27 protein-coding genes are annotated in these 25,093 nt (G+C 43.1%); 21 read left to right on the top strand and 6 right to left on the bottom strand.

Annotated elements, in window-relative coordinates; translation table 11 throughout:
- The first annotated feature begins 110 nt into the window (after positions 1 to 110).
- From ACFQZS_RS08380 to ACFQZS_RS08335, 10 genes are all read left to right on the top strand, one after another.
- Positions 111 to 662, top strand: coding sequence for a hypothetical protein (locus ACFQZS_RS08380; RefSeq protein WP_377099154.1), 552 nt, complete (start codon positions 111 to 113; stop codon positions 660 to 662).
- A 68-nt stretch (positions 663 to 730) separates the two neighbouring features.
- Positions 731 to 1,117: a group III truncated hemoglobin gene (locus tag ACFQZS_RS08375; protein WP_377099152.1), complete on the top strand. Its 387-nt coding sequence runs from the start codon at positions 731 to 733 to the stop codon at positions 1,115 to 1,117.
- A 287-nt stretch (positions 1,118 to 1,404) separates the two neighbouring features.
- A complete protein-coding gene (locus ACFQZS_RS08370) occupies positions 1,405 to 3,741 on the top strand; it encodes an outer membrane protein assembly factor BamB family protein (RefSeq protein ID WP_377099150.1) in 2,337 nt (778 codons plus the stop codon).
- Between the two features lie 53 nt (positions 3,742 to 3,794).
- Positions 3,795 to 5,744: an FG-GAP repeat domain-containing protein gene (locus ACFQZS_RS08365; RefSeq protein WP_377099148.1), complete on the top strand. Its 1,950-nt coding sequence runs from the start codon at positions 3,795 to 3,797 to the stop codon at positions 5,742 to 5,744.
- A 161-nt stretch (positions 5,745 to 5,905) separates the two neighbouring features.
- The gene (locus ACFQZS_RS08360; RefSeq protein WP_377099146.1) at positions 5,906 to 6,526 is read left to right on the top strand and encodes an L-threonylcarbamoyladenylate synthase; all 621 of its coding nucleotides are present in this window, start codon (positions 5,906 to 5,908) and stop codon (positions 6,524 to 6,526) included.
- Between the two features lie 69 nt (positions 6,527 to 6,595).
- A complete protein-coding gene (locus ACFQZS_RS08355; protein ID WP_377099144.1) occupies positions 6,596 to 6,922 on the top strand; it encodes a DMT family transporter in 327 nt (108 codons plus the stop codon).
- Between the two features lie 102 nt (positions 6,923 to 7,024).
- The gene (locus tag ACFQZS_RS08350; protein WP_377099143.1) at positions 7,025 to 8,269 is read left to right on the top strand and encodes a hypothetical protein; all 1,245 of its coding nucleotides are present in this window, start codon (positions 7,025 to 7,027) and stop codon (positions 8,267 to 8,269) included.
- Positions 8,270 to 8,412: 143 nt separating this feature from the next.
- Positions 8,413 to 8,910 carry a hypothetical protein gene (locus ACFQZS_RS08345; RefSeq protein ID WP_377099141.1) on the top strand — a complete coding sequence of 166 codons (498 nt, stop codon included), beginning with the start codon at positions 8,413 to 8,415 and terminating at the stop codon, positions 8,908 to 8,910.
- Between the two features lie 71 nt (positions 8,911 to 8,981).
- A complete protein-coding gene (locus ACFQZS_RS08340; RefSeq protein WP_377099139.1) occupies positions 8,982 to 9,911 on the top strand; it encodes a Ppx/GppA phosphatase family protein in 930 nt (309 codons plus the stop codon).
- Between the two features lie 45 nt (positions 9,912 to 9,956).
- Positions 9,957 to 11,954 carry a M1 family metallopeptidase gene (locus tag ACFQZS_RS08335; RefSeq protein ID WP_377099137.1) on the top strand — a complete coding sequence of 666 codons (1,998 nt, stop codon included), beginning with the start codon at positions 9,957 to 9,959 and terminating at the stop codon, positions 11,952 to 11,954.
- 221 nt (positions 11,955 to 12,175) lie between these two features.
- On the opposite strand, the gene ACFQZS_RS08330 is transcribed toward ACFQZS_RS08335, so the two are convergent.
- The 4 genes from ACFQZS_RS08330 to ACFQZS_RS08315 form a co-directional block, all read right to left on the bottom strand.
- Positions 12,176 to 12,448 carry a hypothetical protein gene (locus ACFQZS_RS08330; protein ID WP_377099135.1) on the bottom strand — a complete coding sequence of 91 codons (273 nt, stop codon included), beginning with the start codon at positions 12,446 to 12,448 and terminating at the stop codon, positions 12,176 to 12,178.
- A 303-nt stretch (positions 12,449 to 12,751) separates the two neighbouring features.
- On the bottom strand, positions 12,752 to 14,152 hold the full coding sequence (locus ACFQZS_RS08325; protein WP_377099133.1) for a radical SAM protein: 1,401 nt from the start codon (positions 14,150 to 14,152) through the stop codon (positions 12,752 to 12,754).
- Positions 14,145 to 14,900 (bottom strand): prolipoprotein diacylglyceryl transferase, encoded by a 756-nt coding sequence (locus ACFQZS_RS08320; RefSeq protein WP_377099131.1) that lies wholly within the window; start codon positions 14,898 to 14,900, stop codon positions 14,145 to 14,147. Before ACFQZS_RS08320 ends, ACFQZS_RS08325 begins: the two co-directional genes overlap by 8 nt.
- A gap of 98 nt (positions 14,901 to 14,998) precedes the next feature.
- Entirely contained in the window at positions 14,999 to 15,448 is a 450-nt protein-coding gene (locus tag ACFQZS_RS08315; RefSeq protein ID WP_377099129.1) for a helix-turn-helix transcriptional regulator, read from the bottom strand.
- A 63-nt stretch (positions 15,449 to 15,511) separates the two neighbouring features.
- On the opposite strand from ACFQZS_RS08315, the gene ACFQZS_RS08310 reads away from it, so the two are divergent.
- Positions 15,512 to 16,288, top strand: a complete 777-nt coding sequence (locus tag ACFQZS_RS08310) for a CPBP family intramembrane glutamic endopeptidase (protein WP_377099127.1) — start codon at positions 15,512 to 15,514, stop codon at positions 16,286 to 16,288.
- Between the two features lie 78 nt (positions 16,289 to 16,366).
- On the opposite strand, the gene ACFQZS_RS08305 is transcribed toward ACFQZS_RS08310, so the two are convergent.
- The gene (locus ACFQZS_RS08305; protein ID WP_377099125.1) at positions 16,367 to 16,660 is read right to left on the bottom strand and encodes a hypothetical protein; all 294 of its coding nucleotides are present in this window, start codon (positions 16,658 to 16,660) and stop codon (positions 16,367 to 16,369) included.
- Between the two features lie 94 nt (positions 16,661 to 16,754).
- On the opposite strand from ACFQZS_RS08305, the gene ACFQZS_RS08300 reads away from it, so the two are divergent.
- Positions 16,755 to 17,915, top strand: a complete 1,161-nt coding sequence (locus tag ACFQZS_RS08300) for a tetratricopeptide repeat protein (protein ID WP_377099123.1) — start codon at positions 16,755 to 16,757, stop codon at positions 17,913 to 17,915.
- A gap of 2 nt (positions 17,916 to 17,917) precedes the next feature.
- Here ACFQZS_RS08300 and ACFQZS_RS08295 read toward each other — a convergent pair whose 3' ends face one another.
- Positions 17,918 to 18,502, bottom strand: a complete 585-nt coding sequence (locus ACFQZS_RS08295; protein ID WP_377099121.1) for a riboflavin synthase — start codon at positions 18,500 to 18,502, stop codon at positions 17,918 to 17,920.
- 80 nt (positions 18,503 to 18,582) lie between these two features.
- On the opposite strand from ACFQZS_RS08295, the gene ACFQZS_RS08290 reads away from it, so the two are divergent.
- The 9 genes from ACFQZS_RS08290 (at position 18,583) to ACFQZS_RS08250 (ending at position 25,021) form a co-directional block, all read left to right on the top strand.
- The gene (locus ACFQZS_RS08290) at positions 18,583 to 19,047 is read left to right on the top strand and encodes an NUDIX domain-containing protein (protein WP_377099119.1); all 465 of its coding nucleotides are present in this window, start codon (positions 18,583 to 18,585) and stop codon (positions 19,045 to 19,047) included.
- 253 nt (positions 19,048 to 19,300) lie between these two features.
- On the top strand, positions 19,301 to 20,587 hold the full coding sequence (locus ACFQZS_RS08285) for a DUF2851 family protein (RefSeq protein WP_377099117.1): 1,287 nt from the start codon (positions 19,301 to 19,303) through the stop codon (positions 20,585 to 20,587).
- Between the two features lie 6 nt (positions 20,588 to 20,593).
- Positions 20,594 to 20,815: a PspC domain-containing protein gene (locus tag ACFQZS_RS08280; protein WP_377099115.1), complete on the top strand. Its 222-nt coding sequence runs from the start codon at positions 20,594 to 20,596 to the stop codon at positions 20,813 to 20,815.
- Between the two features lie 84 nt (positions 20,816 to 20,899).
- Positions 20,900 to 21,805 carry a DnaJ C-terminal domain-containing protein gene (locus ACFQZS_RS08275; RefSeq protein ID WP_377099113.1) on the top strand — a complete coding sequence of 302 codons (906 nt, stop codon included), beginning with the start codon at positions 20,900 to 20,902 and terminating at the stop codon, positions 21,803 to 21,805.
- 162 nt (positions 21,806 to 21,967) lie between these two features.
- Complete coding sequence (locus tag ACFQZS_RS08270) at positions 21,968 to 22,270, top strand: hypothetical protein (protein ID WP_377099111.1); 303 nt, start codon at positions 21,968 to 21,970, stop codon at positions 22,268 to 22,270.
- Positions 22,271 to 22,418: 148 nt separating this feature from the next.
- Positions 22,419 to 22,751, top strand: a complete 333-nt coding sequence (locus ACFQZS_RS08265; protein ID WP_377099108.1) for an MmcQ/YjbR family DNA-binding protein — start codon at positions 22,419 to 22,421, stop codon at positions 22,749 to 22,751.
- The gene (locus ACFQZS_RS08260; RefSeq protein WP_377099106.1) at positions 22,748 to 23,392 is read left to right on the top strand and encodes a Pr6Pr family membrane protein; all 645 of its coding nucleotides are present in this window, start codon (positions 22,748 to 22,750) and stop codon (positions 23,390 to 23,392) included. Before ACFQZS_RS08265 ends, ACFQZS_RS08260 begins: the two co-directional genes overlap by 4 nt.
- Positions 23,393 to 23,464: 72 nt before the next feature.
- Positions 23,465 to 23,647 carry a hypothetical protein gene (locus ACFQZS_RS08255; RefSeq protein WP_377099104.1) on the top strand — a complete coding sequence of 61 codons (183 nt, stop codon included), beginning with the start codon at positions 23,465 to 23,467 and terminating at the stop codon, positions 23,645 to 23,647.
- 117 nt (positions 23,648 to 23,764) lie between these two features.
- Positions 23,765 to 25,021, top strand: coding sequence for a metallophosphoesterase (locus ACFQZS_RS08250; RefSeq protein WP_377099102.1), 1,257 nt, complete (start codon positions 23,765 to 23,767; stop codon positions 25,019 to 25,021).
- The last annotated feature ends 72 nt before the right edge of the window (positions 25,022 to 25,093 follow it).

Below are 25,093 nucleotides of genomic sequence, written 5' to 3'. Positions count from 1 at the left end.
GGCAAATGTATAATTTTAAGGTGAAAAAGCCCCCTCTAATCCAATTGCTATCGCATCTCCACCGGAAAGGGAAGCTTTTATATTTTAGTTTACAATAATCTGCAAGCACATTGGATAAAACCGAACTGATTAAACAAATTAGCAGCAACATTGGCAAAGTAAAAGTACTGGGCCTAAGCAAAATACTGCACGAGCGAAATTTCGACCTGCGCGACCTGATAGCTGTTACCTTTCATAACAACAAAGACGTAGCCTTTAGAGCGACGTGGTTATTGGAAAATGTTTTTTTAGATAACCCCGAAGTTTACCTGCCCGAACTGGAATTTTTACTGAGTGGCATAACCAAAGTAAAACACCCCGGTCCGCAGCGGCATTACGCTAAAATTATAATGCACATTACCGATTCATCAGCACCCCAAATAATAAAAGATAAAGTACAGCAATTAAATATGGAACCGGCTGTTGAACAATTATTTGAATGGATGATTGAGCCTAAAGTTAAAATCGCTGTAAAAGCATTCGCGGCCGAAGCGTTATTTAATATGAAGGACCGTTACCCCTGGATTAAAGATGAACTTGCCCAGCAGCTTCAGTTTTTAATGCGCGACGGTACAGCTGCCATACAATCTAAAGGAAGGAAAATACTGCACCAGCTGCAGTAAATTAAAATGGCGAAATCAAGACAGTACCTATGCCCTATTTAACTTAATTTTGACGAATATTTAAGGCGATGAAGAAGGACATAACCCACCTGGATGATATAAAACTATTGGTTGATACCTTTTACGGCAAAGTACAGAATGATGATCTGATAGGCCCTATCTTCAATAGTGTTATCAGCGACTGGACACCGCACCTGGCCAAGATGTACACCTTTTGGCAAACCGTTTTACTGCAAGAGCATACTTATTTTGGCAGTCCGTTTCCTCCGCATGCCAAGTTACCTGTAAGCCCCGCTCATTTTGAACGCTGGTTAGGGCTTTGGCGAACAACTGTAGATAGTTTTTTTGAAGGCTCTAAAGCCGATGATGCCAAATGGCGCGGACAAGCCATGGCTGATATGTTTATGGCTAAGATTGAATATTTTAGAGAACGGAATACAAAGCCGCTGATCTAAAAATCAACCATTTAAACACTACATCGTTTGCATTGATTTTCCTGTAACATTTAGGCGATACTTTGCAACAATTTGCCCATATCTGATTTCTTTGTTAATAGCTAATTAATACATTAGTAAAGCGTATACTTTCGCCTTATTTAGTATTTTTAAGCCAGCTATTATACCAATTACCTAAAGCCAGCAGGTTTATTTTTTTATTTTGAACAAGGCATTTCTTCGGAATGTCTTTATTTGGTATTGAGGTTAATAGTGCTTGTAATAAAACCCATTATACTAAACGCTATATGAATTCAAACATTTACAAAAAAACAACCCGCCGAACGTGGAGAAAGATCGGCCTGGCTGCGCTTGTGTCCACCATAGTCGTCGTTGGCTGTATGTCTCGCAAGGATGCTATGGTTAAAACTATTAACGGTGTTGTTCCCTTTAAAACATGGACAACCTATGGAGGCAGTGCAGATATGTCCCGGTACTCAGAGTTAGGGCAGATTAATAAGAAAAATGTAACACAGCTACAGGTGGCCTGGCATTATCCAACAATGGATAATACAGAGTATACCTTTAACCCTATTGTTATCGATACCATTATGTATCTGATGGGAAAGAATAGCTCGCTAATAGCAGTTAATGCCGTTAACGGTAAAGAGATATGGATCCATGCCAACTTAGCCGGTATTACACGTAAGGGCCTTAACTACTGGGAAAGTAAGGACCGCAAAGACCGCCGCCTTATCTTCTCGTTAAACAACACATTGCAGGAGATTGACGCGCTTACAGGTAAATCCATTCTCACCTTTGGCAACAATGGCTATATCTCCTTAAAAAATGATCTGAATCGTGATCCTGAAAGCATAGGTCGTGCGGCTTCGGGTACACCGGGGCAGGTTTTTGAAGATGTGATCGTACTGGGTTCTTCACCCGGCGAGGGCCTGTTTTCTTCGCCTGGGCATATCAGGGCCTATAATGTAATAACCGGCAAACTGGCCTGGGTTTTCCATACCATCCCTGAACCGGGTGAGTTTGGCTACGAAACATGGCCAAAAGAAGCCTACAAATACATAGGGGGCGTTAATTGCTGGGGCGAAATGTCAATAGACGCTCAACGCGGGATAGTTTATGTTCCGCTTGGCTCACCAACATATGATTACTATGGAGCGGACCGTATAGGCGCTAACCTTTTTAGCGATTGTATTGTTGCTTTAGACGCACGCACAGGCAAACGGTTATGGCATTATCAAACTGTGCATCATGACATATGGGACTATGATATTACCGCGGCTCCGCAGTTGATCACGGTGGATAAAAATGGCAAAAGCATTGATGCCGTTGCCATAGCCACCAAACAAGGCTTTTTATACGTATTTGACAGGGTAACCGGCGACCCACTATTCCCTATTGAAGAGCGCCCCGTACCGAAAAGCGATGTAGCCGGCGAACAGGCATGGCCAACTCAACCCCACTCTACGCTGCCGCCATTTACCCGGCAAAAGGTTAGCGTTGAGGACTTGAATCCTTATTGGAGTCCGGGTCATGCTGATACTATGAAACGCAGGGTAGCCGCCACTAAAACCGGCTTATTTACGCCATTAAGTGATAAATATGAAGTAGTTGCCATGCCAGGCGCTGTGGGTGGGGCCAACTGGGGCAATACAGCCTCTAACCCTAAAAAGGGTATTGTTTACGTTGCTTCCATGAACCATGCGTCTATTTATAAACTTACCAAAACACCGGCGCGTAATACGCCAATCTCGGCAGCGGCCATGTCTGCAGCGCAGACGGCTTATGTACAAAATTGCCAGTCGTGCCACGGTGCTAACCGCGAAGGCGCTGTAGGACCAGCTATAAATAATATTGCAACGCGTATAAACCTTGAGGCATTTAAAACGCTGGTAGCTACCGGTAAGGGGCAGATGCCGCCTTTTGCGCACATTGATGAAACTACGTTAACCGGTATATATAGTTTTGTAACCGGAAGAGGTGCCGGAGGCCCTCCTGCGGGAGCGCCCGGGGGCAGGCCGGGTGGTTTTGGCGGTGCGCCGCGTGCCGCTGCAGTACCTAAGGGCCCTGTTGTAGCAACCGGAGGCGCGCCTGATGCTGTGGCATTCAACGCGCAGCGGCCAACTAAAACCATGACGGATTACCCTGAGGGTGTGCCCAATTATGATAGGTATACTACTCCTTACGGACTTTCAAATACAGATCTGGTTAACCCGCCGTGGACAACCATTACCGCTTACGATCTGAATAAAGGCACCGTGCTTTGGAAGAAACCTTATGGACAAGATGCGCGAATTCCTTTAAAAACAGGGGCTGATGAAATGGGGGTGCCTGCAGGCTCGCAGCGCAAAAGCATGGTAGTAACATCTACAGGTGTGTTATTTGCAACTATAGCCAACGGGCAACTATACGCTTTTGATGCCGATAACGGCAAAGTTTTATGGAAATACGATTTGCCAAAAGATACAGACGGGCCAATGAGCACCTATCAGGTTAATGGAAAACAATACCTGGTGGTTCCGGCTACAAGCGCATTTGGCGTAGAAGCAGGCGAACGCGCAAAAAAACCGGGGCTTTATCCATCCGGCTACATGGTATTTGCTTTACCTGATAAAAAGAAATAAATTGCTTAACCAATTGAAAATACAGCCAATTATAACACTCTAAATAGAAAAAAATGAAACGCACAATTTCAACCCTGCTGTTAACAGCGCTCGCCGCATTTTCCTATGGGCAAGACGTAAACGGTGACTTTAACGGCAGAAGTGTAAGTCTGAAACCCGATTATGTTTTTAAAGGTTCGGCGCTTACGGGCTGGCATACTTTAGGCAATGCAAACTGGCAGGCCAGTAATGGTATTATTACGGCAAAAGCCAATGGTACCGGGTACCTGATATCTGATAAATCATTTCAGGATGTGGCCATCCGAACTTTGTATAAACCGGATGCAAACACCGAGGTTGGCTTTTTATTCCGTTTAGAGAAAACTGCCGATGGCTGGCAGGGCTTCCTGGTATCATCAAAAGGTAGCGAAACAGGCTCGTATAAAGTAAAACTGGATGCACAGGGCAAAGAACTAAGTCGCGAAAAATTGCGCAATGTTAATGGCATTATCCGTCAGGCTCCCGTGGTTGACCCTAACGCACCTGCACGGGGCGCTGGTGGCCCTCGTCCGGGTGGCCCGGGTGGGGCGGCTGCATCAACGGTGCAATTGCCTCTAACCCGCCCAAATACAGCAGTAAAACCAGGCGAGTGGAATCAATTTGAAGATATACTTGACCTTGATGTAATGCGCGCTTTCTTTAATGACGGTGGCGAAAACATGACGGCAACAGAGGTAGCTAATGGTTTTGGCCCGATAGCTTTAATGGTGAACGGAACCGGCGAAGTGCAGTTTAGTGAATTGGCTTACAATGATGCAGCCATTAAAAAACTGGATAACGAGCTAACTTCATCACGCTTTAAAGTTCAGCATATACAGGATATGTACTACTCATGGGCAGCCGGAGCGGGCGATTTTAACCGTGATGGTATTATGGACATAGTTGCCGGACCGATAATTTACTATGGCCCTGATTTTAAAAAATCGCGCGAAATTGAGTTCGCTTCATCAGTAAGCCCTTCAAAAAACTTTACTGCTTATAATTGTCAGTATACTTATGATTTTAACGGCGATGGATGGCCGGACGTATTAACCGGCCCGTCAACAAGTTCGTTATTTATCAACCCTAAAGGCGAATCTCGCCGTTGGGATAAATATACTGTTGTACAGGGCGTACAATCAGAGAGTACCATATTCAGAGATATTGACGGCGACGGCAAACCTGAACTGATATACGGTGGCGGAGGCCAAATGAAATTTGCCAAACCAGATCCGGCTGATCCAACAAAACCATGGATTCAAACCGCTATATCTGAGCGTGGCACATCCTCCCAACATGGTGTTGGCGTTGGGGACATCAATGGCGATGGCCTTTTAGATGTATTGAACGCAAATGGCTGGTTTGAACATCCAAAAAATTACGATGGCAAAATGATGTGGGAGTACCATCCGCAGGCATTTGGCCGGTACGGTAAACGCGGTTCGCTCTTTGGTGGCTCGTCCATGGGTGTTTATGATGTTAACGGTGATAAATTGAACGATGTTGTAGCCAGCCTTAACGCGCACGGTTTTGGCCTTGCCTGGTTTGAACAAAAACGTGATGCCGCAGGTAAAATATCGTTTGTAAGACACATGATAGCCGACGATTACTCTACCAAAAATGCAGGCGATGTAACCTTTACTGAAGCGCATGGTGCCGCATTTGCTGATATGGATGGCGACGGTATTACCGATTTTATAACAGGTAAACGTTACTACAGTCACCTGGATACCTACCTGGATCCTGATCCTTACAGCGCGCCGGTTGTTTACATATACAAAACCGTACGCGACCCAAAAGCGCCGGGTGGCGCTAAGTTTGTTCCGGAGTTGGTGCATAACCGTTCGGGAGTAGGATCAGACGTTTTGGCAACCGACTTAAATAAGGACGGCACTATTGATCTGGTTACAGCTACCAACCGTGGTGTATTTATTTACTGGAACACGCCCAAAGCCGGAGCGAAAGCCGCTACAGCTAAAAAGTAGTTTCCTATAAATTTTAATTAAAGAAAGCCTTCCTGATATCACAGGAAGGCTTTCTTGATTTTTAGGTATCTTGCGTTCTATTAAAACAGTAGTAAAGTTCAATGGTTTACTAAGGGAAAAACGTCCGAAATAGAACATCCGAAATCCGAAATCAAAAAAACATGCTCATTAAAATATATCCGGAAAACCCTAACGAGAAATCCATTCAACAGGTGGCGGAGGTGCTGCGTAAAGGCGGCATCATCATCTACCCTACTGATACGGTTTATGGTTTGGGCTGTGATATTACCAATCACCGGGCCATTGAGCAAATTTGTAAGATGCGCAATATTAAGCCAGAAAAGGCAAATTTCTCTTTTGTGTGTTATGATCTGAGCCACATATCCGACTTTATAAAACCTATTGACAATACCACTTTCCGTGTGCTGAAAAAGGCGTTGCCGGGGCCTTTTACCTTTATTTTCAACGCCAATAACAATGTGCCCAAGTTGTTAAGTTCAAACAAAAAAACAGTGGGTATCCGTGTTCCCGATAACAATATAGCGCGGTGTATTGTGAAGAAATTGGGGAACCCTATCCTGTCTACCTCTATTCACGATGATGACGACGTTATTGAGTACTCAACCGATCCGGAGTTGATCTATGAAAAATACCAGGAGCTTGTTGATCTGGTGATAGACGGTGGATATGGCGATAATATACCCTCCACCGTTGTCGACTGTACCTCCGGCGATTTTGAGATCATCCGTGAAGGTAAAGGAGAGTTGGACATGTATTTGTAGTTGTTCGCATTTATAGTGTTAAAATCGCCTACTTATAGGCGGATATTATACATTTGCCCAAAAACACTTATGAACTGGTTAATCGTAATTATTGCCGGGCTATTCGAAATAGCTTTTGCATCCTGCCTCGGTAAGGTAAAAGAAACATCGGGCACCCCAATGTACCTTTGGTTTGGCGGCTTTATTGTTACCATGGCCATAAGTATGATATTATTGGTAAAAGCAACTCAAACCCTCCCTATAGGAACAGCCTATGCTGTGTGGACAGGCATAGGCGCGGTAGGAACCGCAATTATTGGGATAGTTGTTTTTAAAGACCCCGCAACCTTTTGGCGAATGTTTTTTATTACTACGCTTATAGGTTCAATCATTGGCTTAAAGGCTGTATCGCATTGATTTTCCTCGCATAAATTGTACTAGAGAAAATATTTTCAATAATTACTTTGAAATACAAAGTACTTTTGTTTACCTTTGAGTGTTCCTAAATTGGTGTACAACATGAAAGAAGAAATATTTACTCATTTAGACAATCCGGCTCGTTTAGAAAAGATGTATCGTGCCAATAAGGCGCCATTTAAACGGGCTTTTGATGTGATATACCCCGAACTGAAAGGCAATCAGTTGGCTGATTTTTGGCACGAAAGGTTAAATTATGAAAGTGACGATATCAACTGGGGCATAAAAGGCGAACTGATATTTGTTGTAGTGATATCTTTAATTGCTGGCTTGATAGCTAAACTTCCGCACTTTTTCACGATAGACGAAGAGTTTTTCTATCCGCGTAATATTGGTTTTATCGTCTTTCCTTTTGTGTCCGCTTATTTTGCCTGGCGTAACAAATTATCTGCCGGTAAGATAGCTTTCAGCGCGGTCGCGATGCTTGCCGGACTTGTTTTTATTAATCTGCTCCCCAATGTAAAAACCAGTGATACGCTGATCTTGTCGTGTATCCACCTGGCCTTGCTGCTTTGGTGCATTACCGGTTTCGTTTATGTTGGCGAAACTGTAAACAATGTTCAAAAACGTCTCAGTTTTTTAAAATACAACGGAGACCTGGTTGTAATGACCGCGCTTATACTAATAGCAGGTGGACTGATGAGCGCTATTACTGTAGGTTTGTTCTCGCTAATTGGATTAAGGATAGAGGAATTTTACTTTAAAAACATAGCCATATTCGGCCTTGCTGCAGCGCCTATAGTAGGCACCTTCTTAACGCAAACTAATCCGCAACTGGTAGGCAAAGTGTCTCCGGTAATTGCCAGGATCTTCAGTCCGTTGGTTACTGTAATGCTTGTTGTTTATTTAGTGGCAATTGTCTACTCGGGGAAAAACCCGTACAATGACAGGGAGTTTCTGCTGATCTTTAACGCCTTGCTGGCGGGGGTTTTAGCCATCATCTTCTTCTCTGCTGCTGAAACGGCAAAAACACAAAAAACCAAAGCTGAAATATGGGTGCTTGCATTTCTGTCCATCATAACTATTATTGTTAACGGCGTGGCATTATCTGCAATTATATATCGCATTGCAACACTCGGCATTACCCCTAACCGGCTGGCTGTTATGGGCGGGAACGTGTTGATATTGATCAATCTGGTGTTGGTTACTGTAAGCCTTTTCAGAACACTTACCAAGCGGACGGAAATTAGCGAAGTTGGGAAAGTGATCGCATCCTACTTACCTGTTTATTTTGTGTGGACTATCATAGTAACCTTTATATTTCCGTTGCTATTCAGCTTTAAATAAACTTCTTGAAACCAAAAAGCGCCGATCCTAATGGCAGGATACGGCGCTTTTTCGCTTTTTAAACATCATAAATAAATCACATTTAGATGTAGCGTAATGCGTATGCAAAACGTTTTACCGGTAAATTACGCTAAACTCTTCCCATGAAAAAATTTCTAATTGCTTGCTTTATCATTTTTATAGCCGGTGTAGGTTGCAAAAAAACCAATATAGACGGTGGCGGCCTTTGCGGATGCTCGCCAATACAACAGCCCGAGCTTATGTTAGTTATTAAAAATGCCGCAGGTGCTGACTTGCTAAGTGATAAAAATGCGGCGGCTTACGCAAAAAGCGATATACAATTGTTTAAAAAAGACGCGAACGGGAATGCAACACAGCTTGCATTTTATATCAGGCCACCATTTTCTTACGGTAATGAAAATTTCGCCTTCAACACCTTATATACCGCAGGGATAAACACTGTAAAACAATCGGGAGAAAGCATATACCTTAAATTGGGCAACGAGCCTGTTTACGAGCTTAAACTGCAGTTTAACACTACTCAGCCTCAAATAGATAAGCTTTTTATAAACAACAGCGAAGCTGACAAAGACAACGGCACTGTAGGTAAATACGCGGATATATTTTATCTGACGAAGTAAATTCAGGTGCCAAATATCCATCGCTTAAAACATTAAATTATTTTTTGCATTATTACGGCACATACTTGTTTATGAGCCAGCAAAAAACTGTCGCCGTAATGGACCTCGGCACTAATACTTTTCATTTACTTATTGCGCAAGGTACAGCCGCTGCTTATAATGAAATAGTGCATAAAAGCTTACCCGCAAAATTAGGCGAAGGTGGCATTAACAAAGGCGTGATCATTCCTGCTGCTTTTGAACGCGGTATGGCAGCTATGCAGCAATATGAGCAGGATATTGCGAAGAACAGTGTTGATAGCATAAAGGCCGTAGCCACTTCCGCCCTGCGCAACGCTGCTAACGGACAGGAATTTATTGACAAGGTACGTGTGCTAACCGGCATCGACATAGAACTGATAAACGGCGAACAGGAAGCTACATACATTTATAAAGGGGTTAAACTGGCTGGCAGCCTTGGCGCGCAAACATCGCTTATTATGGATATTGGCGGGGGCAGCGTGGAGTTCATTTTATGCAACGCTGATGAAATATTTTGGAAACAGAGTTTTGAAATAGGTGCCGCGCGGTTAATGGATAAGTTTCACCAGGTCGACCCTATTCCTGCTTCATCGATTGCTGAGCTTCATTTCTACCTGGAGGAAAAACTGGCCCCGCTTTTTAAGGCGGCTAAGCAATACAAAGTAGAAAGTATTATAGGTTCATCGGGCGCGTTTGAAACCTTTGCCGAGATTATTGAACTGGATAAACGCAATCCCTTCGACCTTAAAAACATTAAAAACTACCCATTTGAAACTTCGGAACTAATTGCCGTTACCGATAAGCTTATCGCATCGTCGCACCAGCAGCGTAAAAGCATGGAGGGCATTGTTTCTATCCGCGTGGATATGATAGTGGTGGCATCATTGCTTACCCGCTTTGTTATGGATACGCTCAAGGTAGCTACTATTAAACTTTGCACCAATTCGCTTAAAGAGGGTATTTTGGCTGATATGTTATAGCCGCTTAAACCTGTTTTTGTATATTGCTATCCTTAACTGATACGCATGAAACTTAAACTCTTCGCTTTGTTGGCCCTAACCTTTGGCGTTTTATTTACGCAGGCCCAACGCAAGCCACGTAATACAGCCAACGATACCATCAGATCTAATTATAATCCGGCGGCTTTGTTCTCGCCGCAATTTTATACTGAGAAAGGCAATGAAATACATTCCCCTAATGGCGAGCCCGGCCCCAAATACTGGCAAAACCGCGCCGACTATGTGTTAAAAGCCAAAATAGATACCGCAAGCAAGTTGCTCACCTGCTCCGAAACTATAACCTATACCAATAACAGTCCGGATGCTTTGGGTTACCTGTGGCTGCAAATGGATCAGAACACCTACAAGAAAGATGCGCGGTCTAACTTTGTTACCGGCAACCAGCCCAAGGTCGACCAGCATACCGATGGTTATATTATTGAGTCGGTTGCTATTTCGGTTAATGGCAAGGTGCAGAAAGTAAATTACGTTGTTACGGATACCCGGATGCAAATTCGCTTACCGAAGGCTTTAGCGGCGAAGGGGGGCAAGATCAACATGCTCATCAATTACCACTACACCATCCCTGGTGCCTTTGGGGGCCGGACGGACTATACCCAAACTAAGAATGGTACTATCTTCGAGATTGCCCAATGGTTTCCGAGGATGTGCGTATATGATGATTCAAACGGCTGGGATACACTCCCCTTTTTAGGCAGCGGCGAGTTTTACTGTGAGTATGGCGATATTGATTACAGCGTTACGGTGCCATGGGATATGATTTTGGCTGGCTCGGGTGAGTTGGTTAACCCTAACGAAGTGTTGACCGCCAAACAGATCAGTCGCCTGGCTGCCGCCCGTAACAGCGATAAAACCGTGATGATACGCACAGCGCAGGAAGTTACCGATCCTGCATCACGACCGGTGAACAAGGGCACGCTTACGTGGCATTTTAAAATGTTGAACACTCGCGATGTAGCTTTTGGCGCATCGCGTGCCTTTATGTGGGATGCGGCAAGGATCAATCTTCCGGGCGGTAAAAAGTCGATCTCCATGTCGGTTTACCCGGTTGAGAGTGCGGGCAACGATGCCTGGGGTCGATCAACCGAATACCTGAAAGGCGCGATAGAATACTTCTCAACCAAGTGGTTCCCATACCCTTACCCGGCAGCTATAAATGAGGCCGGCCTTGCCGGAGGTATGGAGTACCCGGGCATTCTGTTTGATGGCATTAACGATAAAGGCAAAGAGTTGTTCTGGGTAACCGCGCACGAGATAGGACACAACTGGTTCCCGATGATAGTGGGATCTAACGAGCGGCGCTTTGCGTGGATGGACGAAGGATTTAACACGTTTATAGACGTTTACGCATCAGACGTGATCAATAAGGGCGAATACGCGCCAAAACGCGACGGCGAGTATGCGCCCGGCGGCGGTAACCCGGCCGATGAGATCATTCCGGCTATAATTGACCCGGCCTCGCCCGCGATAAATACCTATCCTGATGCTATACCCGAAAAGTACCGTCACCCCCTAACCTATTTTAAACCTGCTTTTGGCTTGATATTGCTACGCGAGCAGGTGTTGGGAAAAGACCGTTTTGACTACGCCTTTAGCAACTACATCCGCAAATGGGCTTACAAACACCCCCAGCCCGACGACTTTTACCGGGCTATGGAAAATGGAGCCGGCGAAGACCTTGCCTGGTTTTGGCGCGGATGGTTTATGAATAACTATAAACTTGACCTTGCACTCATCAGCGCTAATTATGTGGATGGCGACGCCAAAAATGGCGTGGAAGTGGTGGTGGCCAACAAGGAAGCTATGGCCATGCCATATAGTATTGAGGCCAAGCTAAAGGATGGTAATAAATACCGCATGAAACTACCTGTGGAAACCTGGCTGCAGAACAAGGCCACTACTTTCATCATGCCGACCATCTCCGCGGTTGAAAGTATTAGTATTGACCCTGATTTGGCCCTGCCTGATGTGAACAGAAAGAATAACAGCTTAACCGTGAAGTAGCTTTCTGTCCCGCTGGTATGTGAGACAAAATGAGACAAGTTGGGACAGAATTTTCAGCAACCATTTGACAGCTAGTCGTTTGAAGATTTTTTGTGGGACAAAGTGAGACTACTTATTCGTCAGGAAATTTAGCTGTAAAAAAAAGGTTAAATAATTGATTTACAGACATGTTGTGAAAAATGGCAAATTTTGTCCCAAAAATTTCCGGCTTATTTTCAGTACTAAAGTGACCCAACGCACGTAGAAAACCCAATTACCAACACCAGCAAAGCGCTTAAAACCCACATCCAATTTCTATTATAAATAGCCGCGCAAATACAGAATAAGAAGTGGATAGCTATTAAAAAAGCGTAGTAGGTCCAACCTTCTCCGTGTGGCGCTACTTTAGACAGTATACCATAAACTGCCAATACAAGCAGGTTAATCCCTACTATCTTAATTTGTGAATACTGTTTTTTCGGGGCCTCCTCCTGCGGGGTTTGGTTTACATCCATTTTGTTTACTCCTTTAAATAGTTAGCAACGCCTACATATTGCCCGAAAAAGCTATCTGACAGGTAGAAAAACCAATCAATAAAATAGCAAGCGCGCTCAACAAGAAAGCCTTTGGCTGAAAAAATATGGCAGTTAATAGGCAAATTACTATCTGTATTGCCATAAAAAAACCCGCAGTAAGTGCCAAATAATTACCCTTCATTGATCGGAAAACAATCGTGTAAATGATCATTAACACGAGATTAATAGCGACAATCCTCATTGTCCAATCCTTTTTATTTTCCGGGATGTTGTTTCCTTCATTTACATCCATTTCATTTCCTCCTTCAATTGGTTTAGATATCCAATTTTATCATCCCGATAAAACATATTCATGGTTTCAAAAGGGATTATATTAAGGTCTTTATTAACGATGTGTACGCACGACTTTTTAATTGCCCTTACATCAAAATTCTGCGCGTCAATAAACTGCATTATAATTACCCTGAAAAGGTTATCGTACCCAAGGTTTGGCGCGGCTATTTCAGGCAGGCAGCACATGATAGATTTTAAATGCTCCGTTGCCTTATCAACCGAATTACCTGTGCTGAACATATTCAACAAATGGCCCTTCAGCTGTTCATCCTGCTCATAAACAATGGTGTTTTTTGAATTATCCAACAGATCATTCGGGTCTATCATCCGCGTAAGCGGAAAAACCTGCCCATTGATTTTTAACGCGTAACCCATCACCAGTGCATCAGGGTTACAAGGTACCGGTATCAGATCCGCAGCATTAAAAATATTGGTTTGTTCTAAAATGGCAGATCGCACCTCGGTTAACGTGTACCGGTCGGTTTGTGCGTTAAAGTTTTCCAATCGCCCGGCCTGTTGCGTTGGCTGAAATGTAACTCCACGAATGCAGGGTTGCTTAAGCGCATATTCAATTATTTCGCCTATTTCATCTGTATTTAGGCCCTTTTGCAGCGTAACAACCAGTGTTGTCGACAAATTGTATTTGTTAAGATTAGCAATAGCTTTCTCTCTCACTTCGCGAAGATCCTCGCCGCGCAACTGCTCTAATGCTTCTTTTTTAAAGGAGTCAAACTGCAGGTAGATCTCAAAATCGGGCATATAAGTTGCTAATCTTGCAACAAAACTTTCGTCTTTGGCTATCCTTATACCATTGGTATTTAGCATTAAATGGCGGATAGGTTTTGTTTTGGCGATGTCTAAAATTTCAAAAAAACGCGGGTGTACGGTCGGCTCTCCACCGCTTATCTGCACTACGTCGGGCTGGCCCTCATTCGCAACAACCACATCCAGCATCGCCTCAATTTCCTCCAGTGTGCGGTGCCTGCCATAGCTGGGCGATGACATAGCATAACACGTTGGGCAGCTTAAATTACACCTGTCTGTAACTTCAATAATAGTAAGGCACGAATGCTGCTCATGATCCTGGCACAAACCACAATCATACGGGCAGCCATAATGGGTTTTGGTATTGAATTTAAGCGGAATTTCGCTGCGCTTGGCGTAGTTGCGGCAGTTTTTATAGTATTCAATATCAGTAGCTATCAATACCTTTTCAGAGCCATGCAAACGGCAGTTTTTCAGCATGTATACCTTTTCATCTTCAAAAACTATCTTGGCATCAACCCGGCGTAAGCAAGTTGAGCAAACACTTTGCGTAAAATCATAATAAATATATGGGCGCTCAGGCATGCGGTTTTAGTTGTAAAAGGTTATACGGCTTTATAAAAACTTTATAATAATACAAAATACCTGCTATACAAACCAATTGTATAGTTGATAAACCTATCGGGAAAAAATATGCAGGTTTAATAAACTCAATTAATAGCCTGAAAATTAAATAGCTGGCCATAAACACCTTAAATCTTGATCCATTAGAAAAAGTATATTTCCGTTCGATTAAAACAAGCGCCAGCCGAAGCAATATCCAAAATAAAATTTCGTATAAATTGGTGGGGTGCCGCGGCACGCCATCGCCAAGATCAATAGCCCAGGGTAAAGACGACGCTGTACCAAAAGTACCATCTTTAAGGCCGGCCAAAAAGCAACCTATCCTGCCAATTATCATCGCCAAAATAAGCGGATAAACCATCAGATCGCCGGAGGAAACAGTTACACCAATATACTTTTTAACAAGTTCAACCCCTACCAGGCCGCCAAGCATACCACCTAAAATAGTTTTGTTACTCATAAAGTAGATCAAACTAAAATGAGAAAGACCGGCGGGATTTTCAAAAATACCCACCAGATGTGAGCCGATGAAAGCACCAAACGCGGAGCAGATAAATATATATATGCGGTTTTCATCGCTGATCAGATCGGGCTGGTGCTTACGTAGGTAGGCGTAGTATCGATAGCCAATAAAATAAGCAAGCGTTTCGAAAATAAGGTGCAGCGGGATGGCGGCACCCCAAATAGAAATATCAACAGGGAAATGCAAAAGGCTTTTTGTTTGGAAAGATAAGTTAACCTTACAAAAACGCAAAAAAAATATGATCAGAAATTCTGACAGATCTTGATATACCACTCACTTATATCTTACTTCCAAATGTTATAAAGAATAACTGTGTAAATGATACAGCCTGCCCGAACCATGTTCACAGTTTCAAATAAGTTCTCCGGAAATGTAGGCGATTGGATTACGAAGGCAGAAAAAGATAGCACAATAAATACAAGCGAGCTTATGCTTAAAATCCATTTGCGTGCCAAGTTGGGTTTTAATGGTATTGCGATAGAAGCTTCTGAAACCGGTGATGATTGGGATGAGGAACTTATATCAAGGTTAATATGTTTAGCCAGCAGGCGTAGTGTATACAAACGCGGCAGCACTTCGGCATTTTCAATACGCTGAAGCGAGCGCAGGCTAATTCCGGACAGATCGGCCAGTTCCTTCTGGGTCAGCGGTTTTTCAAGCCGTCCCTTCTTTACAATACCGGCTGTCTGCGCGGGTGTTAGAGAGGATATTTCGGTAATGACATTTAGCGACATTGCGGCGACGTTTTATACAATTATATATGATTCGCGTTTGAAGGTACTAATTTAGCCTCCGAAATGAAAAACTTGTTTAAATCTTATCCCCATTTATCCCGATTTGTTCTTGGTGTATTATTGCTGGCGGCCTCACTTATTGGCAGCGGTTTTATCAATATACCCTTTGTACCTGTTGGTACCTTACTGGTAATTATTGTTAACTGGGTAATGCTGCGCAGCGAGGGAAGAAATTTTAGTTTTTTAGGCTTTGATCTAACCCCCCGCTATTTATTACTCTTGCCGCTGGGGCTGTTATTAGGTATAGCTTCCTTCTTATTGTCTTTCTACATTGGCGCGTTGGTGCGAAATGATCATATTTCTGCCAGCCATATAATAGATGGCTCGTTGTTGTTTAAAGCTTTCTGGGCTGTTTTACCTACTACAGTGGTGCAGGACTTTATTATAGTGGGATACTGTTATGTGAAACTAATTGAGCTTACAAATAAACGAATAGCAACCGCTTTGTTCGCTGTTTTTTTTATTTGCATGCACGATGTTTGGGGCGGCAATGTCTGGAATTTTGTTTTTTATGCGTCAACTTTGCTATTGGGTTATTTAATGTTTTCAACGGCTTTTCTGCGTTCAGGTAGCATTTGGTTGGTAATCGGGTTACACTGGGGTAATAACTTCGCTAATTCGCGCCTTATAACCTTTTCACGCACCACTACCTCATGGCTTTTTATCGATGGTCAATCACATAATAATCTTAACACCTGGCAAGTCATCGCACTGTTTAGCATCAATTATCGGTGGTATTGTTGTAATAGGAATAACAACATTAATATGGCCAGCTACTAATAAATTTGCCCGCGTTAATGCTGTACATACCAGGAACTTAAATACAAAGAAATAACAAAGCCCCTTTCGGGGCTTTTACTATTTTAAATTTTCAATTTCTTGCTGTTCCTTCAGCGCGGTGATGTTGTTCTTATCACCGAATTTGTCGGTCTGCTCGGTAAAGTCTTCCATCAACGCAGCTATGGCATCCAGGTTATCTGCAATACGCTGGTGCATATCAGGCAGCACTTTTTCTAACCTTTTATCGCCCAAGTCAATATTATCCACTTCTATCTTGGTAAGCTTCTGCATAATGGCTTGCTGGCTGTGCCTTAAATCTTCCAACTCGTGCACTATCTTCTCCATCAATCCAAATTTCTTTAACGTATCCATAAGTATGTTTTTTAGTTAAACTATAAAAGCAACGCCTTAAATGCTTTTTTGTTTAAAATTTGGATATTTGGATTTTAACTAATAATTTAGTTAAATGAAATTGACATTTAGTACGCTCCTGATATTTGTTGCTTCCTGTGCCATTTGTTTAGCACAGCAAACCCGTAAAACCGATGATGGATTATTACTAGAGTATTACCAGAATAACCGCTATGCTGACGCATTTAGCTATTTAAAAACTGTGTATACAGAGCCGGTTACTGATGCAAAGGAACTATCCAGGCTGGCCTATACCGCGTCAATGGGTGGTAAACTGCCTGATGCCGAGAACTTTTATCAGCGGATGTATGACCGCGATACGACGGATAAAAACTCACTGCAAAATATGGCTAACATAAATTTGCGTCGCGGCAATGTTTTTAAAGCAGAGGGCTTCCTGAAAAAATACATTTTGATAGACAGCGGCAATTTTGATGTTTATAAAGACCTGGCCAATTTCAGTATAAAACGGGCCGATATCGTCTCGCAGCTTATCTATCTTCAAAAAGCCAATAAGCTGGATTCGACTGAGTTTGACGTTGCATCAGACCTGAGCGATGCTTACGTAAGGCTGCTGCAATTTAAGCAAGCCGAAAAAGTATTGTCAATAGCCATAGCGGCAGATCCTGAAAACATTATATTACTTGAAAGTCTGCTCCGCCTGGCATCGGCACAAAAAAAATGGCCGCTTGCTGTAAAAACGGGCGAACAGCTATTGCAAGCCGGCGATGAATCTGTGTTCGTTGTCACTAAATTAGGCGTGGCCTATTATCATACTAAAAATTACCGCTGCGGAGTTGAAGTTTTGATGGCGCTGCCAGAAACATCACAAACCGAAGTAACGGCTTATTTTGCCGCAGCTTGCTATAAACAAATGAAGGACCAAAAAAATGCTATTCCCCTATTTGAAAAAGCGATTAAGCTGAGTATATCGCCCAGTACAAACACCTACTACGCCGAAATGGCTGATAGCTACGAAACCATTAACCAGTTGAGCAAAGCCCAGGCATCCTATCAAAAAGCGTTATTGTATGACGAAAAGCCGCTTACCCTTTATTTCCTGGCCAATTTGTATGATGTGAAGCTGAATGACCAAAAGAACGCGATAAAATACTTTAGGAAATATCTTGCATCAAAGCCCGATGAAACAGCAGAAAAGGATTACATCGCCTACGGCAAAAGTCGTTTAGAGCAATTAACAACTAAGGCAAAATAAACTTAGCGTTGCATTAAACGCGCAACATATTTGCCAATAATATCAAACTCAAGGTTCACAACAGAGCCTTGGCGTACATTGTGCAGATTAGTATGCTCATAGGTATATGGTATTATCGCCACAGAGAAGCTATTGGCCCGCGAGTTAACTACTGTAAGACTAATGCCGTTTACACAGATAGAACCTTTTTCAACCGTAACATTACCCAATGCGGCATCATATTCAAATGTATATGCCCAACTGCCATCCAATTCTTTAAAACCGGTGCAAGTGGCGGTTTGGTCTACATGGCCCTGTACAATATGGCCATCCAAACGCGCGTTCATCTGCATGCAGCGCTCCAGGTTTACCGGGTCATTTAATTTTAAATGCCCTAAGCTGGTTTTGTTCAGCGTCTCTTCAATAGCGGTTACGGTGTGCTTACCATCGGCAATGCCAACAACGGTTAAACAAACGCCATTGTGCCCAACAGACTGATCTATCTTCAACTCGTTTGATATAGCAGATTCAACCGTGATATGCAGGTTGCCCTGTTCGCGTTGTAAATTGCTTACTGTACCTAAAGTTTCTATTATTCCTGTAAACATTAGCCCCCCAGCCCCCTAAAGGGGGAGCATGGTGTGGCAAAAATAACTATATTGACGATACATTTATCAAAAGCCGCAGTATGCCCAAGCAAAGCGCCGGAATTTTACTTTACCGCAACATCAATAGCCAATTAGAGGTTTTCCTGGTGCATCCGGGCGGGCCATTCTTTAAAAATAAGGATGCTGGCGCGTGGTCTATCCCTAAGGGTGAATTTTTGGATGATGAAGATCCGCTACAGGCTGCCAAACGCGAATTTTTAGAGGAAACAGGTCAGCAGGTTGAGGGCGATTTTATTAAACTATCCCCCATAAAATTAAAGAGCGGCAAAATTGTGCATGCATGGGCTGTTGAGGGTGACATTGATGATAATATCATAGTCAGCAATACTTTTGAAATAGAATGGCCGCCGCGTTCAGGTAAAATGGCCAGCTTTCCGGAGGTGGACCGGGCGGGGTGGTTTGGTGTGGATGAGGCCTGTGTTAAGCTTAATATTGCGCAAGTTGGGTTAATAGAGGAGTTGAGCAGTATTTTAAATTCCGCATAGTGTATGGGTTTGAAAGTAAAGAAGAGTTCAACAAGATTTAAAGAAAGCGGTGGCCTGTGCGATTCCTTCCTCGGGGAAGGTGTAGGAAGGGGTTAGACCGCCGTTTATCGCCGAGCGAAACCCCTACCCGCCACTCCACAGGCTACCGCACCCTTCCCCGAGGAAGGAGTTTTTACGCACACAAATTTTCAAAACACTCTTGGTTTGAAACCCATCGCTATGTTTTTCGAAGTAAACCACCTACCTTAGTTACATGCTTATCACAGAAGATTTTTTGCATTATGTATGGAAGTTCCGTTTGTTTGAACGTTCTGCACTGCAAACTACCGATGGTGATGAACTGGAGATCTTCTCTGCCGGTTTGCATAACACCGATTCAGGCCCTGATTTTCATAACGGACGCATTCGCATTGCCGAGACTACCTGGGCGGGAAATATAGAGCTGCACATTAATTCGTCCGACTGGCAAAAACATAACCACACCAACGACTACGCTTATAGCAATGTTATTCTGCATGTAGTTTACCGCGACGACGCACCACTTGTTTTAGCTAATGGCCGGCGCATCCCTACACTTGAATTAAAGGATCGGATACCCGAAGAATTGTACCTAAGGTATCACAATTTAGTATATGGCGAAAAGACCATTATTCCCTGCGAAAGCAGCATCGGCAAATTAGATGATTTTACGCTGCGAACCTGGCTTACCCGGGTATTGATTGAGCGGCTCGAAAAAAAATCGGCAGCGGTAATTGCGGCCCTTGAGGTTAACCGCGGCGATTGGGAAGAAACCTTTTACCAGTTTTTGGCAGCCAACTTTGGTTTTAAAACCAACGCGTTGCCGTTTGAACTGCTGGCCCGGTCGCTGCCGCAAAACATTCTGGCTAAAAACAAAAACAATCCGCTACAAATTGAAGCCTTGATATTTGGGCAGGCCGGTATGCTGGAGGATGATTTTGCAGACGATTATCCAAATCAGCTAAAACAAGAGTACGCGTTTCTGCACAAAAAATACAACTTAACGCCGATTGAAAAGCACTTATGGAAGTTTATGCGCTTACGTCCGCAAAACTTCCCTACCATAAGGCTGGCGCAGTTTGCAGCATTAATTGTGGCATCTAATCACCTTTTCTCAAAAGTACTGGACATAAGGGATGTAAAAACGCTGGGCGAGCTGTTTGATGGGATAAAAGTAAACGCTTATTGGGACGACAGATATCGTTTTGATAAAATATCAAAGCCTTTAGGCAAAAATTTAGGCGCGGCATCAATTAATATATTGCTTTTAAACACTTTAGCTGTATTTTTGTTCAGCTATGGCAAACACCATCAGCAACAGTACTACATAGACCGTAGTTTGAAACTGCTGGAAAGTTTACCCGGCGAACAAAATCAGATAATTGCTGATTTTAACTTGTTAGGTGTTAAAGCGGTAACCGCTTTTGAATCGCAGGCGCTGCTGGAGCTGAAAAATTATTATTGTAATTACAAAAAATGCCTGCAATGCAGCATTGGAAATAAGATATTAAAGTTAGCCTGATTAATTATGTTGCAACAACTCCTCACTTTTTTTGAACGGCATTCCTTTGGGGTTTGTACCTATTTAGGCGAGCGCTTTAATATTTCAATCTCTAAGATCAGGCTGTTTTTTATTTACTCCTCGTTTTTAGCAGTGGGCTTTCCGCTGATATTTTACTTTTTTGCAGGTATTGTTTTAGATATACGCAACTATGTAAAACGAAGCCGCGCGGGCGCTACAGATCTTTAGACTAACCACCATAGTTGACTTCCGTCACTTATTTATAAAAACCAATCTGCTATATTTAAAGTTTAGTATTTACAAAAAACTGCTATGGCATTTATTGACTATTATAAGGTTTTAGGGTTAGATAAAACCGCATCAGATAAAGACATAAAAAACGCTTACCGCAAACTGGCGCGTAAGTATCATCCAGACCTTAACCCTAATGATGCCGAAGCCAATAAAAAATTTCAGCAGCTTAACGAAGCCAATGAGGTACTAGCCGATCCGGAAAAACGGAAGAAATACGATAAATACGGCGAGAACTGGCAACATGGCGACGCTTATGACCAAGCCCGGCAACAGCAACAGGGGCAGCAACGCAGCTACGGTGGCGGGGGCCAACAGGGTTTTGACTTTGAAGGCTTTGGCAGCGGCGATGATTTTTCGGATTTCTTTCAATCTATGTTTGGCGGTGGTGGCGGTGCAGGCAGAGGCAGGCAGGCGCGTTACCGCGGTCAGGATTATAACGCGGAGCTACAGCTTAACCTGAACCAGATCGCTGAAACACATAAACAAACACTTACTGTAAACGGAAAGAACATCCGCATTACCATACCTGCCGGGGTGGAGAACGGGCAAACCATTAGAGTTGCCGGACATGGCGCGGCAGGTGTTAACGGCGGCCCTGCGGGCGATCTGTTTATTAAACTATTGGTAAGTGAGGACACACGCTTTAGGCGGCAGGGGGCTGATCTGTTCGCGATAGCTAAAATTGACATTTATACTGCTGTTTTAGGCGGCGATTTGACGATTGATACGCTTAACGGAAAAGTAAAACTTAAAGTAGCGCCCGAAACGCAAAATGGCACAAAAGTTAAATTAAAAGGAAAAGGATTGCCCGTTTATAAAAAAACTGCCGCGCATGGCGATCTTTTTATAACGTATGATGTGCAGGTACCCACCAATCTAACCGAAAAACAGAAGCAATTATTTGAAGAACTGGCAAAATCATAGTACGGATAGGTGTATATTCTTCTACACTTATTGCTGCTCATCTAAACTTATAAGGCTGTTTAACAGCAAATTATATTTTTTGGCAATGTTTTGTTAAACCCTGTGTTGTTGGCTGCGTCTCAATAATACAAACAACAAGATTAGGTTTACTTAACAGATACGATGATGAAGACTTTAAAATTAGCCATAGCAACAATAGCATTAGTATTAGGATTTCAGGCTGCCGAAGCGCAGGTAAGCGTAGGTTTACAAATTGGCGCACCTGCACCGCGCCGTGTAGTTGTGTATAACAGGCCCGTAGCTTACAGCAGACCGGTAGTGTATCGCCATAGGCCGGTAGTATATCACAGACCCGTGGTAATTGCGCATCGCGGTCCGGCAAGATATCGCCAGGTTGTACGTTACAGAGGTGGGCACCGTTACTATGTTAACCAACCCTACTACGCCCCTTACAGAAGATATTAATAACAAAGAACAAATGCTTAAGGCCCTTGGAAACAAGGGCCTTTTTTATTTATATCCGCCCTCCCTTCGCAGAAACATTTCATTTATAAATATTTACTTATAACTTCATTCTAAAATATCAACCTCAGCAAGCGCCTGCACAAATTTTATGATCAGCATAGATACCGTACGCCAGTTTGCCCTGTCCCTGCCGGGAACAGAGGAATATGACCATTTTGGCAAGCCGGCGTTCAGAGCCAACAAACGCACATTCGCAACGCTTTGGGTACCCGAGCAGCGGGCTATGGTTAAATTGTCGTTGGTTGATCAATCGGTGTTTTCGGCTTTTGATCCGGCGGTTATATACCCAGTACCCAACAAATGGGGTCTGCATGGCTGCACTTTTTTTGAACTGGCCACCGTTAGGCTGGATATGCTGGAAGATGCCCTGACAACCGCATGGCAGGCTGCTTCAGAAAAACGGGTTAAAAAGAAGAAATGAAAAACAAAGTCAAACTCACCTTCGCGGCGCTGCTTGCCATTCTTTTATGGATTGGCATTGTTCTTCAATTCTACATTTCCATACCCGACTATCTTGACAAAGGGCGAACATTAGGTGGAGCGATAGTGCAATTGCTGAGCTACTTCACCATTCAAACCAATTTTTTGTTGGCGCTATTGCTAAGCTTGCTGGTTATAAAGCCGCAATCAAAATGGGCACGCTTTTTTGCCCAACCCCATGTAATAAGCGCCATGGCAGCCTATATAACCATTGTAGGCTTGGTATATCATTTTATGCTGCGTACTCAATTTCACCCGGTGGGGCTTTTTAAAGTAACAAGCGATATTTTTCATATTGTAAGTCCTATAGCGTTTATTGCATTCTGGTTGTTTTTGGTCAATAAACCCTTAATCAAGTGGATAAATATACTTTTGTGGCTGGTATATCCGCTTATCTATACCATTTACATTCTTGTACGCGGTGCATTAACGGGTTATTATCCGTATAACTTTTTAGAGGTAAATACTTTGGGCTATGGTAAGGTAATGGCTAACTGCGGATTTTTGTTAGTTGGATTTATAATACTTAATGCCATATTCATACTTATAAGCCGGCTTTCTGCAAAACAGGCCAACGCCTGATCGCTTTTTTAAACCTTTATAAATTTTTATAGTTTAATTGATATAGAACTTGATTTAGAAGGGAGCGATATCATGAAAAAGTTTATAATAAATATAATAGCACTTACGGGAATAATATTAACAATTATAATAAGCAGCTGCACAGTGCAACGCCATCCAAGGAGAATACACAGCTATAGTAATGACCGCTATGAGCACTATGGCCGCAGTTATTACGAACGCGACCACAGATATACACTGCCGCGCCAGTATTAAACATAAAAGTTTATCCCCTGCTTACTGCAGGGGATTTTTTATTTCATCACGCAACTAAATTTTACATCCAGATTAGCTTTCCTTTTTTAAATTGCGGTTTAAAATACATTTCCATTTATGCGCAGAGGCGGCTTCTTTTCTATCTTCATATTTATTGCAGTAATAAGTTTCATTTTTGATTGGTATGTTTTCTCGGGCCTTAAAACACTCACCGCCGACTGGAAGTCGCAGGTAGCACGCGGGTTGTTAGCATATGGCTTTCCCCTCCTGTCAATCACCGTTACAATAGTATTTCTGATAAGCTTTGGCACCATGCGTGGCCGCAGCGGTATGAGCCACTTTAACGAGTGGATGCTGAGCCTTTTCCTGATGTTCTTTGTTACGAAATTGGTGTTTGCCATAATACTTGGCCTGGGCGATCTGGGCGGATTTTTTGTAGGTATATACAGCCTGATTGCTGAGCCAAAAGCGGCTACGCACTTCCCAAGCCGTCGTAAGTTTATAAGCGAAGTGGCTTTGCTTATTGCCGCTTTTCCGTTTTTTGGTTTTATCTATGCTATAATACGGGGCAAGTACGATTATAAAGTACACCGCCAAACCATTTATTTTGATGACCTGCCCGAAGCTTTTGATGGTTTCACCATAACACAATTGTCTGATATACACTCGGGAAGTTTTGACAATGAGGCCGCCATGCAAAAAGGCATAGACCTGGCACAAGCGCAAAAAAGCGATCTGTTTGTTTTTACCGGCGACCTGGTAAATAACCACTCTGACGAGATTGAGCAATACATTGATAATTTCAGCAAGCTGCGTTCTCCATACGGACAATTCTCGATATTAGGAAATCACGATTATGGCGACTATGTGCAATGGGAAAGTCCACAGGCAAAAGAGGCAAATCTGGATAAATTAAAGCAGCACCATAAAGACCTTGGCTTTAGATTGCTATTGAATGAAAACATCGATCTGGAAAAAAACGGTCAAAAAATATCGCTGATCGGTGTAGAAAACTGGGGTAAGGGATTTAAACAGGTAGGCGACTTGAAAAAAGCTTTGCAAGGTGTTGATAAAAACGCTTTTAAAATACTGTTATCGCATGACCCAACGCATTGGGAGGAAGAGGTACGCTACAACCCAATTGATATTCATCTTACTTTATCCGGCCATACCCACGGTGCGCAGTTTGGCGTAGAGGTAGCGGGTATACGTTGGAGCCCTGTACAATACCGTTATTTGGATTGGGCCGGCCTTGTTAATCAAAAAAACCGCAACCTGTACGTTAACCGGGGTTTTGGCTTTCTGGCCTTTTCGGGCAGGTTGGGTATTTGGCCTGAAATAACCGTTATCACGTTAAAAAGAAAGACGGCTTAACCTCCAAACTTCTATTAACACCTAACAGTAACTTAACATTAGTTTAATAAGCCAACTTTAGCTTTGCATCGT

The sequence above is a fragment of the Mucilaginibacter calamicampi genome, assembly GCF_042676765.1.
Classification (GTDB): domain Bacteria; phylum Bacteroidota; class Bacteroidia; order Sphingobacteriales; family Sphingobacteriaceae; genus Mucilaginibacter; species Mucilaginibacter calamicampi.
This window is presented reverse-complemented; position numbering and strand designations above follow the sequence as displayed.